The sequence below is a fragment of the Gemmobacter sp. LW-1 genome, assembly GCF_001303875.1.
Lineage (GTDB): Bacteria > Pseudomonadota > Alphaproteobacteria > Rhodobacterales > Rhodobacteraceae > Gemmobacter > Gemmobacter caeni.
On record NZ_LJSC01000048.1, the window covers coordinates 43,137 to 58,126 of the forward strand.

The 14,990-nt window shown below is 64.4% G+C and carries 16 protein-coding genes; 15 read left to right on the forward strand and 1 reads right to left on the reverse strand.

Annotated elements, in window-relative coordinates; all coding sequences use genetic code 11:
- Nucleotides 1–6: 6 nt before the first annotated feature.
- From AO684_RS13680 to AO684_RS13755, 15 genes are all read left to right on the forward strand, one after another.
- Complete coding sequence (locus AO684_RS13680; RefSeq protein WP_054303309.1) at nucleotides 7–999, forward strand: TRAP transporter substrate-binding protein; 993 nt, start codon at nucleotides 7–9, stop codon at nucleotides 997–999.
- A 47-nt stretch (nucleotides 1,000–1,046) separates the two neighbouring features.
- Nucleotides 1,047–1,571: a TRAP transporter small permease subunit gene (locus tag AO684_RS13685; RefSeq protein ID WP_161806017.1), complete on the forward strand. Its 525-nt coding sequence runs from the start codon at nucleotides 1,047–1,049 to the stop codon at nucleotides 1,569–1,571.
- Nucleotides 1,572–1,592: 21 nt separating this feature from the next.
- Complete coding sequence (locus tag AO684_RS13690) at nucleotides 1,593–2,906, forward strand: TRAP transporter large permease (protein ID WP_054303311.1); 1,314 nt, start codon at nucleotides 1,593–1,595, stop codon at nucleotides 2,904–2,906.
- Nucleotides 2,907–3,349: 443 nt separating this feature from the next.
- The gene (locus tag AO684_RS13700; protein ID WP_054303313.1) at nucleotides 3,350–4,609 is read left to right on the forward strand and encodes a glycerate kinase; all 1,260 of its coding nucleotides are present in this window, start codon (nucleotides 3,350–3,352) and stop codon (nucleotides 4,607–4,609) included.
- Between the two features lie 819 nt (nucleotides 4,610–5,428).
- Nucleotides 5,429–5,746: a hypothetical protein gene (locus AO684_RS13705; RefSeq protein ID WP_054303314.1), complete on the forward strand. Its 318-nt coding sequence runs from the start codon at nucleotides 5,429–5,431 to the stop codon at nucleotides 5,744–5,746.
- The gene (locus tag AO684_RS13710) at nucleotides 5,743–7,533 is read left to right on the forward strand and encodes a hydantoinase B/oxoprolinase family protein (RefSeq protein ID WP_054303315.1); all 1,791 of its coding nucleotides are present in this window, start codon (nucleotides 5,743–5,745) and stop codon (nucleotides 7,531–7,533) included. Before AO684_RS13705 ends, AO684_RS13710 begins: the two co-directional genes overlap by 4 nt.
- A 47-nt stretch (nucleotides 7,534–7,580) precedes the next feature.
- A complete protein-coding gene (locus AO684_RS13715) occupies nucleotides 7,581–7,799 on the forward strand; it encodes an ABC transporter substrate-binding protein (protein WP_054303316.1) in 219 nt (72 codons plus the stop codon).
- Nucleotides 7,775–8,764, forward strand: coding sequence for an ABC transporter substrate-binding protein (locus AO684_RS13720; protein ID WP_054303317.1), 990 nt, complete (start codon nucleotides 7,775–7,777; stop codon nucleotides 8,762–8,764). The genes AO684_RS13715 and AO684_RS13720 overlap by 25 nt, the downstream gene beginning before the upstream one ends.
- A 90-nt stretch (nucleotides 8,765–8,854) precedes the next feature.
- Entirely contained in the window at nucleotides 8,855–9,577 is a 723-nt protein-coding gene (locus tag AO684_RS13725) for an ABC transporter ATP-binding protein (RefSeq protein ID WP_054303318.1), read from the forward strand.
- Nucleotides 9,574–10,317, forward strand: coding sequence for an ABC transporter ATP-binding protein (locus tag AO684_RS13730; protein WP_054303319.1), 744 nt, complete (start codon nucleotides 9,574–9,576; stop codon nucleotides 10,315–10,317). The genes AO684_RS13725 and AO684_RS13730 overlap by 4 nt, the downstream gene beginning before the upstream one ends.
- Nucleotides 10,314–11,195 carry a branched-chain amino acid ABC transporter permease gene (locus AO684_RS13735; protein WP_054303320.1) on the forward strand — a complete coding sequence of 294 codons (882 nt, stop codon included), beginning with the start codon at nucleotides 10,314–10,316 and terminating at the stop codon, nucleotides 11,193–11,195. The genes AO684_RS13730 and AO684_RS13735 overlap by 4 nt, the downstream gene beginning before the upstream one ends.
- On the forward strand, nucleotides 11,195–12,274 hold the full coding sequence (locus tag AO684_RS13740) for a branched-chain amino acid ABC transporter permease (protein WP_054303321.1): 1,080 nt from the start codon (nucleotides 11,195–11,197) through the stop codon (nucleotides 12,272–12,274). The genes AO684_RS13735 and AO684_RS13740 overlap by 1 nt, the downstream gene beginning before the upstream one ends.
- Nucleotides 12,271–13,071, forward strand: a complete 801-nt coding sequence (locus AO684_RS13745; protein ID WP_054303322.1) for an SDR family oxidoreductase — start codon at nucleotides 12,271–12,273, stop codon at nucleotides 13,069–13,071. Before AO684_RS13740 ends, AO684_RS13745 begins: the two co-directional genes overlap by 4 nt.
- A complete protein-coding gene (locus AO684_RS13750) occupies nucleotides 13,061–13,849 on the forward strand; it encodes an SDR family NAD(P)-dependent oxidoreductase (protein ID WP_054303323.1) in 789 nt (262 codons plus the stop codon). The genes AO684_RS13745 and AO684_RS13750 overlap by 11 nt, the downstream gene beginning before the upstream one ends.
- A 30-nt stretch (nucleotides 13,850–13,879) precedes the next feature.
- Nucleotides 13,880–14,641 carry a GntR family transcriptional regulator gene (locus AO684_RS13755; RefSeq protein ID WP_158640761.1) on the forward strand — a complete coding sequence of 254 codons (762 nt, stop codon included), beginning with the start codon at nucleotides 13,880–13,882 and terminating at the stop codon, nucleotides 14,639–14,641.
- Nucleotides 14,642–14,659: 18 nt separating this feature from the next.
- Here AO684_RS13755 and AO684_RS22305 read toward each other — a convergent pair.
- Nucleotides 14,660–14,990: enoyl-CoA hydratase/isomerase family protein (locus AO684_RS22305; protein WP_235451288.1), on the reverse strand; the 331-nt coding region annotated here is incomplete at its 5' end.

A 14,990-nucleotide genomic window follows, 5' to 3' on the forward strand; every position in this document is an offset into this window, starting at 1 on the left:
GACATCATGAAAACGCTGACGAAATCGCTTCTGCTCGGGGCCTTTCTCACCTCTGCGCTGCCCGTCTGGGCGCAAACCGTCACCTGGGATCTGGCGAATGAATATCCGCCGAACTCGGTCCATGCGCGTTCGGCCGACACGTTCATCGCGACGCTCAAGGAAGTCTCCGGCGGTGACATCGTGGTGACGGCCCATCACGGTGCCGCGCTTGGCTACAAGTCGCTTGACCAGTACGACGCGGTCGGTGACGGCGCGCTGGACATCGCATCGTCGTTTGCAACGCCGTGGTCAGGGATTAACCCGGTGTTCATCCTGTCCTCGATCCCCTTCCTTGTCGCCACCCCCGCCGAAGAGCGCATGCTTTACGAGATCGCCAGGCCCTACTACGAGGCGGTACTGGCCGACGACAATCAGGTGCTGCTGTTTGCGACTCCCTGGCCGCCGAGCGGGCTTTGGGGCAAGAAGCCGCTCGACTCGCTTGAGGCGTTGTCGGGCGTCAAGCTGCGCACCTATGATGCCAATGGCACAATCACCTTCGGCAATACCCCCGCCACCCCGGTTCAGCTGAGCTGGGCAGACACCGTGCCGCAGCTTTCGACGGGCGCGATTGATGCCGTGCTGACCTCCGCCGATGGCGGTTCGGCCTCGCAGCTTTGGGAACAGCAATCGCATTTCACCGAGGTGAACTATGCGATGCCACTACAATTCGTGCATATGAACCGCGACGCCTATGAGGCGCTGAGCGACGAGCAGAAAGCCTGGGTGGCCGAAGCCGCGAAAGCCGCCGAGGATTTTGGCTGGAACCTGCTTGAGGACCGTGTCGCGCAGAATTATGCCGAAATGCAGGGCCATGGCATGACCGTAGTGACCGGCGTTGATCCGGCCTATATCGCCGCGCTGACCGAGGCCGCGAAACCCGCGCTTGAGGAATGGAAGGGCAAGATGGGCGCCGATGCCGACGCCATCCTGAGTGCCTTCGACGCGAAACGCGCGCAATGACGAGCGCCGCTGACACCCGAGACATCGCCGGCTGGCTCCGGCCGGCGATGCTTTTTCAGCGCGGGGTCTTTGCCCTGTCACAAGCCGCTGCGGTTCTGGCCGCTCTGCTGGTGGTGGGGATGACACTGCATATCCTGCTGGAGATCGTGCTGCGCCTGATGGACCGATCAACCTTCATCCTGGACGAGATGGTCGGCTACGGCATTGCCGGGGCGACATTCCTGTCGCTGGGCTACGCTTTCGAGCATTCGGCGCTGGTGCGGGTCGGCCTGCTGGTCGACCGTCTGCGGGGCCGGGCGCGCCGCATGGTCGAAACCTTCTGCGGGATCACCACACTGGCGGTAACATCGCAGATCGCCTGGGTGATCGCGAGATCGGCACTGCGCAGCTTCGAGCGTGGCCGCACCTCAAGCTCGATTGCCGAAATCCCGCTCTGGATTCCCGAGGCGGTCTGCGCCGCGGGGCTCATGATCTTCGGCCTCCAGGTTTTCGCCTGGACGCTGCGCCAGATCTTCGACCTGCCGGGGCCGGTGGCACCGGGAGACGAAGGCCCGCTCCAGAACGACCTGTAGGCACAGGCAGAAAGGGAATATATGGACCCGCTCGTTTCCGGCCTGGCGCTGATCGCGATGCTTGTCGTGGCCCTCGGCAGCGGGGTCTGGATTTTTGTCGGCTTGCTTCTCGTCTCGGTCGCCGGGCTGCATTTCTTGGTCGGGATGCCGCTTGACCGCGTTTTCACAATTGCCGGCACGATCACCTACCGCAGCGCCTCCACCTGGGAAATGGCTGCTGTTCCGCTGTTCATCTGGGTCGCCGAACTGATCTTCCGGTCGTCGGTTTCGGCCCGGCTGTTCCGGGGGCTCACCCCCTTCGTGGACCGGATTCCGGGGCGCCTGCTGCACACCAACGTCCTGGGCTGCACGCTTTTTGCCGCTGTCAGCGGCTCCTCTGCCGCGACCACGGCGACGGTCGGCAAGATCACGTCCTCCGAACTGCTCAATCGCGGCTACAACCAGAACATCGCGGTGGGCTCGCTTGCCGGGGCGGGCAGCCTGGGGCTCTTGCTGCCCCCGTCCATCGCGATGATCATTTACGGCATCCTCGCCGAAGTCTCGGTCAGCCGGCTCTTTGCGGCAGGGGTTTTGCCGGGGCTGATGGTGTCGGGGCTTTATTCCGGCTTCATCATGCTGATGGCATTGATCCGCCCCGGCATTGCCCCGGCCGGCCATCAGGATTTCGGACTGCGCGACTATCTGCGGGGGGCCCTGGATCTGCTGCCCGTGGTGGCCCTGATGGGGATTGTGCTGGGCGCGATTTATTCGGGTATCGCGACACCGTCCGAGGCGGCGGCAGTAGGGGTCTTCGCAGCCTTCGGTCTGCTGATCCTGCTTGGCGAACTGAACTGGGGGCTGATCCGGGCCAGCCTGATGGGTACCGTGCGCACCAGCACGATGGTCTGCATCATCCTAGTCTCGGCCTCGCTGTTGTCGACCACGCTCGGTTATCTGCACCTGCCGCAGGAACTGGGTGCGGCAATCGGTGCGATGAACCTTGATCCGCTCGCGCTGATCGCGCTGCTGGCGCTGTTCTACCTGCTTCTGGGGGTCTTCGTTGACGGGGTGGCGATCATCGTGATGACGCTGCCGATGACCTTGCCGCTGGTGACGGCAGCCGGATACGACCCGGTCTGGTTCGGCGTTTTCCTGGTGCTGATGGTCGAGATCGGCCTGCTGACACCGCCGGTAGGGATCAACCTTTTCGTTCTTCAAGGGCTGACCAACTGGCCGCTGGGAAGGGTCGCGCGGGCTTCGGTGCCGTTCTTCCTGCTCTTCGGTCTGGCTGTGATCCTGCTGGTGATCTTCCCGCAACTGGCGCTGTGGCTGCCGGATCAGCTTTACGGCAAATGAAGACGGCGCCGGGGTTCGACACAAGCCCCGGCGCCGTGTGTGCTATCGAACTGTCCGGCGCGGACCAGATCACCCGGCGCCTCGACCGACAGGCAAGTCACCGCCGCGATCACCGCGTCATGATGTCTGCCGCCAGCCTCGGCGATCAGAGCCTTGCGCGGCAAGATGCAGCATGGAGAAGAAATGCGGGTGGCAGAAGGATCGGGATCAGGGCGAAACCGATCAGGACGACAATCAGGATCTTCGGGGCCGCGCATGGCGCGCACTTTGCCCGGAGGGGAAAACCCGCATCGGTTACCGGCCTGTGCCGCAGCGCACTGGACCGGCGGCGTATGATGCACTAGGAATCGGCTCTGTCCTGCCCCGCGCAAGCCCGATTTGCCCGGCGCCAGATGGTGAGCCTGCCGCGCCGCCTTTCCACCATCCCCCGGAGAGAGCTCGAAATGACCGCCGATTGCTCCGAGCACCTGCTGCTGCGCCAGCTTTTTGACCGCGCGGTGGAGGTTGCAGACCCGATCCGTTCGCTTGCCGCGCATCTGCCACCAAAGCCTGCGGGGCGAGTCGTGGTGATCGGGGCGGGCAAGGCCAGCGCCCGCATGGCCGAGGCGGCAGAGGCGGCCTGGGGTCCCTGCGAGGGGCTTGTCATTACCCGCTACGGCTATGCCCGCCCCTGTCGCGGCATCGAGATCGTGGAAGCCGCGCATCCGGTGCCCGATGCCGCCGGAGTGGCCGCCACCGCGCGGATGCTTGATCTGGTCGCGGGGCTGAATGCAGATGACTTCGTGCTCGCGCTGATCTCGGGCGGGGCTTCGGCCCTGCTCTGTGCGCCTGCGGGCGGAATGACCCTTGAGGAAAAGCAGGCGGTCAATCAGGCACTGCTGTCCTCGGGTGCGCCCATCGGGCAAATGAACATCCTGCGCAAGCATCTCAGCCGGGTGAAGGGCGGGCAGCTTGCCGCCGCCGCCTATCCTGCCCGGATGCTCACCTTGCTGATTTCCGATGTGCCCGGCGATGCACCGGGGCTGATCGGCTCTGGCCCCACGGTGGGCGAGGCGGCAACGGCGGCGGATGCTGCGCAGATCGCGGCGGAATGGCAGATCCCGCTGCCCGCATCTGCACAAGCGGCGCTGTCGCAAAGCGGCGTGCTGGCCCCCGAAGATCCGCGCCTTTCAAAGGTTCAGAACCTGATTTACGCCGCGCCTTCGCAATCACTGGCGGCTGCCAGCGCGCTGGCCGAAGCGGCGGGGTTGAAGGTCATCAGCCTTGGCAATGATCTGGAGGGCGAGGCCCGCGAGGTCGCAAAAACCCATGCAGCCCAGGCCCTGCGCCTGCATGCCGCGCGCAAGCCAGGCGATGCGCCGCTTTTGCTGATCTCCGGCGGCGAGTTGACAGTCACCCGTCGCGGCAAGGGCGTCGGCGGGCCAAATGCGGAATATTGCCTTGCCCTCGCCATTGCCTTGCAGGGCGCGACAGGTATCCATGCCATTGCCTGCGATACCGACGGCATTGACGGCACCGCCGAAGTCGCGGGCGCGGTGATCGGCCCTGATACGCTGGCCCGGGCAAAGGCGGCCGGGGTCGCCCCTGCCGACGCTTTGGCCGCCAATGATGCCCACAACTTCTTTGCAAGCATCGGCGGGCAGGTGGTGACCGGGCCGACACTGACAAATGTCAACGATTTCAGGGCAATTCTGATCGGCTGACACCGGCGGCAGATCAAGGGGCCATCCCCGAAAACAGGCCGCAATCTCGTCGCGCGGCCTGCGGTTTGGGGGCGAGGACTTGTATTCGGCGAACCAACCCCCTGCTGGTGAATTGCTTCTGCCCCAGAAAAGACTGGCCCCGTAGCTGCCATGTGTCCATGCGCCGCCCCGTTGGCCCGACAACGCGCAGCGCACCCTGCTGGGAACATCGGCCGGGTCTGTCAGGTCGCAACGGCGGGTCGCGGGCAGCGCCTCTGCTTTCGACATGAGCGTACCGAACCGCCTTGCGGCTCAGCTTTCCGGCCGACATACGCGGAATGATATGAAGATCGACGTCGGTCTTCGGCTGTCGGATATCACGTTCGATGGCGCAAAGCCGGATGATATCTGCCCCTGTCCGGCTCCGCTGGCACCTCTGCGACACGGGAAGCTGCGTGCGCATACCGTCATGTTCTGGTTATGACGCCAGAGCGAAGAAACCATCTCCCCGCGATGGAGAAAAAGAAGCTCACGTCTCCTCGTTGAGCTTCACGACCAGAGTGCCCAGCCTCCTGACCTTTTCGGCGAGGTTCTTCTGGATGCCAGTGCCCGGGAAGACAGGGATATCTCGTCGGCCAATGCGGCCGTATCACTCATCGGGAAGCTCAGGCCCGGGCCCGGAAAGTTCGCGCAGAAAGGACCGGATCAATCTGCTGTCCTTGCGATCAGAACGTGCAATTGCACAAAAGCGAATATGGTAGCTGAACACCTCGGGCATCAATTCTTGCAGCTGGCCTTGCTGAAACCGCGTTCCATGACACGCATGAGGCGCTGTTTGCCGTGCGCGACGAAGGCGCCCCGGTCGAAATCGTCAGCTGGCGCGTCGATGTGGCGGTGAAAATCCGCTCGGGCAGCATCGGCCAGATGCAGAATATCGGAATTGGCGGCAAATCCACCCGGCGGAACTGCTATTTCCGCGAAACAGGTCTGGGCGAAGTCCGTCTGGCCAGCTTCTCCGAAATGACCGAGGACGACCGCGTGCGCGGCCCGGCCATCGTGGAAAGCCCCTTCACCACGGTTGTGGTCTTCCCCGGATCGGAAGCGCGCAAGGTTGCCTCCGGCTCGGTTGTCATCGAACTGCTGGGAGAAAACGCATGAACCGGCCGCTGAACCATGGCTCAGAGACGCGCAAGACCGGCGCGATCGACGGTGTGAAGCTGGCGATCCTGAACAACCGCTGGGAGGCGGTGGCGCGCAAGATGGCGAATACGCTTTTGCGCACCGGGCGCTCGGGCGTTCTGGCGACGGCGCGGGATTTTTCCTGCTGCATCGTCACCGCCGACAACCGGCTTCTGGCCACGGCGGAAAGCATTCCGATCCATGTTCTGGTCGGCCCCGACATGATGGTGCGCTCGATGTGCGAGTTGCACCCCGGTCTGAAGCCGGGCGATGCCTTCCTGCACAACTCGCCCTATCACGGCTGTTCCCATGCCGCCGATCTGTCGATCCTGGTGCCGGTTTTCGACGATGACGGCCGCCACCGCTATACCGCCATCGTCAAGGCGCATCAGGCCGATATCGGCAATTCGATTCCGACCACCTATTTCGGCCATGCGAAAGACGTCTATAACGAAGGCGCGCTGATCTTCCCGGCGGTGCAGGTGCAGCGCGATTACAAGGATATCGAGGATATCATCCGCATGTGCCGGATGCGTATCCGGGTGCCCGATCAGTGGTGGAGGGATTACCTTGGCATGATCGGCGCTGGCCGGATCGCCGAACGCGAGATCCGCGCCGTGGGCGCCGAATTCGGCTGGGACGAACTGGCGGAACTGGGCGAGCAATGGTTCAGCTACAGCGCCGACCGGATGAAGGCGGCGATTGCAAAACTGCCGGCGAAGACCGCCACCTCCAGCTCTACCCATGACCCGCTGCCGGGCACGCCTGCGGAAGGGGTACGGATCAACGCCACCGTCTCGGTCGATCCTGATGAGGGGTTCATCGACATCGACCTGACTGACAATATCGATGCGCTGGACCTGGGCATCAACGTTTCCGAGGCCTGTACGCGGACCGCGGCGCTGATCGGGGTGTTCAACTCGATCGACCATACCGTGCCGCGCAATGCGGGATCGTTCGGGCGGGTGCGGCTGAAGCTGCGCGAGGGCGCAGTCGTGGGCGTCCCGAAACATCCAACCAGCTGCTCGGTCGCGACGACCAATGTCGCCGACCGGATTTCCAATGCGGTGCAGACGGCGATTGCCGCGATGGACAGCCGCTTCGGCCAGGCAGAGACCGGCGCGCTCAGCCCGGCGACGATGGCGGTGATTTCGGGCAAAGACCCCCGCAAGGGCAAGCCCTTCGTCAACCAGATCTTCCTGGGGGCCACCGCCGGGGCGGGGACGCCCACGGAAGACAGCTGGATCACCATCGCTCATGCCGGCAATGCCGGGATGCTGTATATCGACAGTATCGAAATCCTTGAGATGGCCTATCCGATCCGCTGCTATCAGCGCCGGCTGGTCACCGATACCGAAGGGGCGGGGGAATTCACCGGCGCGCCCAGTCTGATGGGCGAATATGGCCCCGATGGCTGCGAGATGGTGGTGAATGCGGTCAGCGACGGCACCCTCAACGCCGCCAAAGGGGCGGCAGGTGGGGCCAGCGCGGGCGGAGCGCGGCAATATCGCAAGCGGGCCGATGGCAGCCTTGAGGAACTGCCGGTCGTGGTCTCGGTGACCGTGGCCCCCGACGAGCGCATCCTTTCCTATTCCTGTGGCGGTGGCGGCTTCGGAGATCCGCGTCAGCGCCAGCCCGAGCGCGTCCTTCACGACCTGCGCGAGGGCCTTGTGACCCGGGAACGGGCGCAAGAGGTCTATGGCGTCTCGGTCACCGAGACGCTTGAGATCGACCGCGAGGCCACTGCCCGGCTTCGCGCGAAATAAAACAATAAAAACAATATATAATCGTCCAACAGCCAGGAGAAACTGACATGAAGCACATGCTTCTTACCGCCTGCTCGGCCGCCTTGTCCCTTTGTCTTGCCCTGCCGGTTCAGGCCGATGACACCCCGATTGTGATCGGCGTCGCCAGCGGCCAGACCGGCACGCTGGAACCCTGGGACAAGGGGGCCGCACGGGGGGCCGAACTTGCGGTTGATGACATCAACGCGGCGGGGGGGGGCTGTTGGGGCGCCCGGTCGAGCTGGTGATCCGCGACACCAAATCCGACCCCTCGCTTGGGCCGACCGCCGCGCTGGAAGTGCTGGACGCCGGCTCCGAGATGGTGCTGGTCGCCTGCGACTATGACTTCGGTGCCCCCGCCGCGCTGACGGCGATTTCCCAGGGCAAGATCGCCATGTCCAGTTGCGCGGCCGATGCCAAGTTCGGCGTGCAGGGCGTTGGCCCGCTGGCCTATACTCAGGCGCTGGCCACCAATGGCCAAGGCGCTTTGCTGGCCGAATTCGCAGCCGAACAGCCCGGCTGGGACAAGGTCTACATCATGCAGGATACGGCGATTGAATATACCAAATCGCTCTGCGCCAATTTCCGCAAACGCTGGGTCGATCTGAAGGGCGAGGACAGCATCCTTGGCGAAGACACCTGGAACGGGTTGAATGACAATGCAATCGCGGGCCAGATCTCGCGGATCAAATCCGACGGGGCGGATGCGAATTTCATTGTCTGGTGTGGCTTCACCAACAATGGCGCGATGATGCGGCAACTGCGCTCGGCCGGGGTCGATCTGCCGGTTCTGGCATCGGAATCGATGGATGGCAGCCACTGGATCGAGGCGGTGCCGGATCTGAGCGATTTCTATATCGCGGTCTATGCCTCGATCTGGGGCAATGATCCCGATCCCAAGATCGCCGCCTTCATGACCCGCTTTCAGGAGAAATTCGGCGAACCGGCACGGATGGGCCATGTGGTGACCGGCTATACTGCGGTCGAGGCCTGGGCGCGGGCGGTGGAAAAGGCGGGCAGTCTGGATACGACGGCGATCCAGACCGCGCTTGATGGCTTTACCGGAGAGCCGCTGCTGACCGGGCCTTCGACCTATACGCCCGATCTGCACATCAACCTGACCAGCCCGATGCTGATGATGAAGGTCACGAATGGCAAATACGAGCCTATCGGGCGGCGCGCGGCGGAAAAGGTCTCTCCGCCGGAATTCTGAGCTGTGGCGCGGGCGGCATCAGTGCCGCCCGTTCGCCCGTCCCGTGGCCTCACCCCCCGGGGCGGTTTCCCCACTCTCGAAAGGTACGCCATGACCCATATCCTGACCGCGACGGGCGTGACCGTCCGATTCGGGGGGCTGACGGTGATCGACGATGTCGACCTGGAGCTGCGCCCCTCGGAAATCCTTGGTCTGATCGGCCCCAACGGGGCGGGGAAGACCACCTTCGTCAATGTTCTTTCCGGCTTTCAGAAGCCGCAGACCGGCACGATCCGCATCGGCGATACTGACATCTCGGCCACGCTGCCGGATGAGCGGGTGCGGCGGGGCCTCGTGCGCACCTTTCAGGCGGTGCGGCTTTTTCCGGCGCTGACGGTTGCCGAGAACCTGCTGGCGGCGGGCTTCGCGATGGGGCAAAGCCGCCGCGCGGCGAAGGCCGAGATCGCCACACTGGCCGCGCTTCTGGATCTGGACGGCTGGCTGAACACCGAAGCCCGCGCGCTTCCCTACGGGGTCGAGCGGCGCGCCGGGATCGCGCGCGCGATGATGGCGGGACCTGCCTTCATCATGCTGGACGAACCGGCGGCGGGGATGAACCACGAAGAGGCCATGGCCTTCCTGTCTGTGATGGATGCGATCCGGGCGCGCGGCTGCGGTATCCTGCTGATTGAACACAATATGGATATCGTGTTCCGCCTTTGCGACCGGGTGCAGGTTCTGCGCAGCGGCAAGGTTCTGGCGGCGGGAACGCCCGATGAAATTCGCAATCACGCCCTGGTGCGCGAAGCCTATCTGGGGAGTGCTGCGGCATGACCCCGCATCTGCAAATCGAAGACGTGTCGGTGACCTATGGCGCGGTGCGCGCGCTGAACCGCCTGTCGATCCATGCCGCCAAGGGCGAGACGGTCGCGCTGATCGGCCCGAATGGTGCCGGAAAATCCTCGCTTCTGCTGGCCATCGCGGGGGTGGTGCCGCTGCGGTCCGGCGCGGTGCGGCTGGAGGGGCGCGATCTGGCAGGACAGGAGCCCGAGCAGCGCGTCGGTCTTGGCATCTCGCTGGTGCCCGAGACGCGCGATGTGTTCAAGAAGCTGTCCACCCATGAAAACCTGCTGATCGGCGCCAGTCGGCGCCGACTGACCCGGGCGCAGATGCAGGCCGATGCCGACCGGATCTATGCGCTTTTCCCCCGTCTTGCTGAAAGGCACAACCATATGGCGGGCTTCCTGTCGGGGGGCGAGCAGCAGATGCTGGCGATTGGCCGCGCGCTGATGGCCGAACCCGGGCTATTGATGCTGGACGAGCCATCGCTTGGTCTTGCGCCAGTGGTGACCGATGCGGTCTATGCCGCGATTGCCACATTGCGCGATCAAGGCACCACCATTCTTCTGGTCGAGCAGAACGCCGCCCGCGCCTTTTCGGTTTGCGACCGCGCCTATCTGATGCAGGCTGGCCAGGTGATCGAGGAAGGCAGCGCCGCAAGCCTCAGCGCGCGTGGTTCGGTCGAATCCGTGCTTTTCGGCCGTTCGGCCCCGGCGAAGGAGCTGCGCCCATGACGCTGTTGCAGATGCTGATCGACGCGGCCAGCGTCGGCGGGCTTTACGCCCTGACCGCCATTGGAATCGGGCTGATCTTCGGGGTGATCGGCCTCGTGAACTTCGCCTATGGCGAATACATCATGGTCGGCGCCTATGTGCTGTTGCTGAGCGCCGGTCTTTACTGGCCCTTTGCCATTGGCGCAGTGCTGGTCTTTGTGGTGCTTTTCGCACTGGCCAGTGATTTTCTGGTGTTTCGTCAGGTGCGCCGCGCGCCACCCGAGACTTTGATGATCGTGTCTTTCGGGCTGAGCTTCATGATCCAGCATATCTGGGTGGTGATGTTCGGATCGCTGACCAAGACCGTCAACTTCCTGCCCGCGATCAATCGCAGCGTCGAAATTGCCGGGCTTCGGATCGCCGGGGTCAGCCTGTTGCAGATCGCGGCGACGGTGGTGCTGACCACTGTGCTGGCGCTGTTCATCAAATATACCCGCATCGGCTATCAGATGCGGGCGGTGTCGGAAAACCCGCGCATGGCGCGGCTGGTCGGCGTCAACAGTAATCGGGTGATCGCGGTGGCTTTCGCGATTTCTGCGGTGCTGGCGGTGACAGTGACGGTGCTGTTCGTGGCGCAGACCGGCTCGATGACGCCCTTCTTCGGCGTTTCGCTGACGATGATCGGCTTTGTCGCCACGGTGATCGGCGGCATGGGCAGCCTGCCGGGCTGCGCGCTTGGCGGCTTTCTGGTCGGCGCGGTGACCACGATCCTGCAAATGGTGCTGCCGCCACATCTGCAACCCTTCCGCGAAGCCTTCGTCTTCACCTCGGTGATCCTGATGCTGCTGGTCCGCCCGCAGGGTCTGATCGCCGTCCGGTCCGCATGGGAGCGTGTCTGATGCCTGACCAACAAAATCCGCTGCGCGACATGGCGGCCTGGCTTTGGCCCTGGGCGGTCTGGGCGGTGCTTCTGCTGGTGCTGACGCTGATCTTTTCGCAGATCAGCCCGGCCATGGCGCGGATCACCACCGATACGCTGATCAGGCTGGTGATCGTGACCGGGCTTTACATCTTCGTCGGCAATTCCGGCATCCTGTCCTTTGGCCATGGCGCTTTCCTGATCGTCGCGGCCTATGCCTCGGCTTGGGTGACAATTCCGGTGGCGATGAAAGGGGTGATCCTGCCCGGCCTGCCCGAGATGCTGCGCGGCATCCAGATCTCGCCCCTGGGCGGGCTGCTGGCGGGGATGGGGCTGGCGGCGGTTCTGGGCCTCTTGGCCGGTATCCCGCTGATGCGGCTCAGCGGCATTGCCGCCTCGATCGCGACCTTTGCCTTTTTCATCGTGATTTCTGTGATTTACAACAACTGGACCGATTGGACGAAAGGCACCGCCTCGCTGGTCGGGCTGCCGACCTGGGTTGGGCCATGGGCGGCGCTGGCGGCGGCGCTGACAGCGCTTCTGATCGCCTGGGCTTTCCAGAATTCGCGCGCCGGGCTGTTGCTGCGGGCCAGTCGCGAAGATCTGGTCGCGGCGCATGGCGCGGGCATCCGGGTGATGCGGCTGCGGCTGCTGGCCTTTGTCCTCAGCGCCGCCGTCGCGGGGGCCGGAGGCGTTTTGCTGGGCCATAACAACGGCGCGCTGACCACGGCAAACAATGTCTATCTGAACCTGTCCTTCATCGTGATCGCGATGCTGGTGGTGGGTGGCATTCGCAGCATGTCGGGCGTGGTGGTCGGAACGCTTGTCCTGTCAGTTCTGGCCGAGATCTTCCGGCGCTTCGAGACCGGCGTGGATATCGGTGGGGTGATGCTGCAAATCCCCGGCGGCACGCGCGAAGTGCTTCTGGGCCTGTGCATGTTGCTGGCACTGATCCTGCGGCCCGATGGGCTGAGCCGGGGGCGGGAAATGCGGGTGTCGGGCATTCTGCGCGGCACCAGGCCTGGGGCCAAAACCAAGAAGGAAGAGGCATTGCCATGAAACTGGATCTGACCGGCCGCCGCGTGGTGGTCACGGCGGGCTGCGGCGGCATTGGCCGCGCCATCGCCGATGCCTTTGCCAGCGCCGGGGCGCGGGTCGCGGTCTGCGACATCGACCCCGCCCTTGTCACGGCCTCGCCGCATCTGGCGCGGCTGTGCGATGTTTCGGACGAGGCGGCGGTCACCGCATTCTTTGCCGAGGTGATGGCAGAGTTCGGCAGCATCGACGTGCTGGTGAACAATGCTGGCATCGCCGGACCGACCCGGGCACTGGAAGAGATCAGCCTGGCAGAGTGGCGCCAGACCCTGGCGGTGAACCTGGACGGGCAATTCCTGGCCGCCCGCGCGGTCATTCCGGCGATGAAAGCGCAGCGCAGCGGGGCGATCATCAACCTGTCCTCGACCGCCGGGCGAATGGGCATGCCGCTGCGCGCACCCTATTCCGCCTCGAAATACGGAGTGCGCGGCCTGACCGATGTGCTGGCAATCGAACTCGGAGAATACGGGATCCGCGTCAACGCCCTGATGCCGGGGATGGTCGCCGGGCCGCGGCTGGACAAGGTCGTAGCCGAACAGGCCTCGGCGCGCGGCATGACTGGTGCGGCCTATCTGCCCTTGATGCTGCACAATATCTCGATGCATCAGACGGTGACGCCGGAAGACGTGGCGGCGATGGCGGTTTTCCTGGCTTCGGACGCCGGGCTACATATTTCCGGGCAATCCATCGGAATCTGTGCAAATTTCGAAAGCTACCGGGCACCGCTGGCCCGCATACCGGAGGAAGCCGATGGCGACTGAGCGACTGGCTGAAATTGACGCGCTGTTCTCGCTTGCCGGGCGCACGGCGCTGATCACCGGCGCATCGGGCGGGATCGGGGCGGCGACGGCGCGGGTTCTGGCGGCTGCGGGCGCGCGGGTGATCCTGATCGCGCGCAATCTGGACCGGCTGGAAGAAGAAGCGGCGCATCTGCGCGCCTCAGGGGCACAGGCCCTGGCGCTGCGGGCTGATCTGGGAAAGGAGAAGGGGCTTGAGGCTTTGGTCGCGGCGCTGGCCGCGGCTGGCGAGGCACCGGATATACTGGTCAACAATGCCGGCATGATTGATCGCGCGGCCTTTGACGATGTGACCCGGCCCGGCTGGGACGAGGTCATTGGCCTGAACCTGACCGCGCCGATGTTCCTGACCCAGGCGCTGATCCCGGCGATGCGGGCACGCGGCTGGGGGCGGGTGGTCAATATCGCCTCGATCCTGGCGCTTCAGGGCAAGAAGAACGCGCATTCCTACACCGCCAGCAAGCATGCGATTGCCGGGCTGACCCGGTCGATGGCGGCCGAGCTTGGTCAGGATGGGGTCTGCGTCAATGCGCTGTGCCCGGGCTATATCCGAACCGAGATCAACACCGTGCTGCAACAAGATGCTGGCTTCGGCGCGATGATCGCGGCAAGGGTGCCGCTGCAGCGCTGGGGCGAGACGGCGGATCTGGCCGGCCCGCTGCTTCTGCTGTGTTCGCCCGCGGCATCCTATCTCAACGGCCATATGCTGGTGGTTGATGGTGGCATGACGGCGGTTCATTAAATGGTGGTTTCGAAGAAAGGACAGTCCTCAGTGATCAGGCGCTCGAAACGGGCAGAGGGACACAGCGATCAGGCGCTGTTGGCGCTGGACACCTCGTTGATGGAGGATGTGAACCTGCATGATCGGGTCTATCAGATCCTGCGCAACGCGCTGATCCGTGGCCATTTCGCGCCGGGGGCGCAACTGACGATCCGCAGCCTGGCGAAGGTGCTGGGCACGTCGATGATCCCGGTTCGCGATGCGCTGCAACGTCTGGTGGCCGAACGCGCGCTGGAATTGACCGAGAACCGCTCGGCCCGTGTGCCCGAAATGCGGCCGGAAAGCTTCCGCGAGCTGGTCGAGATCCGGCTGATGCTGGAAGGCGCAGCCATCCGGCGGTTGGACCTGCCGCTGACACCCGAGCAGATGGACGAATTGCGACTGGTCAATCACAAAGTGGAACTGGCCGTGCGGCGCGGCGATGCCGAGGCGGTGACCGTCGCCAATATGGAGTTTCACTTCCTGTTGTACCGGCTTGCAGGCGGGGAATTGCTGTATCGGATGATCGAGACGCTTTGGGTGCGCGCGGGACCGCTGCTGCGGCTGCCCTTCCGGGCTGAGACCTATGCGCCGGATGTGTTCAGCCGCGGGGTCGAGCGGCATAACGAAATCCTGGAGGCGCTGGAGCGGGGGGATCACGAAACCGCCAGCCGCTCGTTGATCGCAGATATCGGCGATACGGCGCGGTGGTATGAAACCTGCTTCAGCGCCTTTGCCCATCCGGCAGCGGAGCCGGAACAGGTGAAGAGCTGACCGCGACCCATGCGGTGACTAAAGCGGCGCCAACATCGCGGCAACGGCACCGGACAGGGCGGAATCGGTCGCACCGGCCTGCCGCCAGGCCGGACGGTCGTCGCGATCGATCAGCATTGCCCGCACCCCTTCGATGAAATCGCCGCTTTCGGCGGCGCGGGCGGTGAAGCGGAATTCGCGTTCCAGCGCCTCGGGCACGCTGTGGGTGGTCTCGGCCGCCGCAATCAGTTGCAGCGTCGCGGCCATGGCCAGCGGATCATGGTGCGCCAAAGCGGTGCGAATTGCCTCGGGGATCGGCCCGGTTTCTTGCGCGGCCGCCGCGCTGATCGCCCTCAGCCCGGGGCGGGCG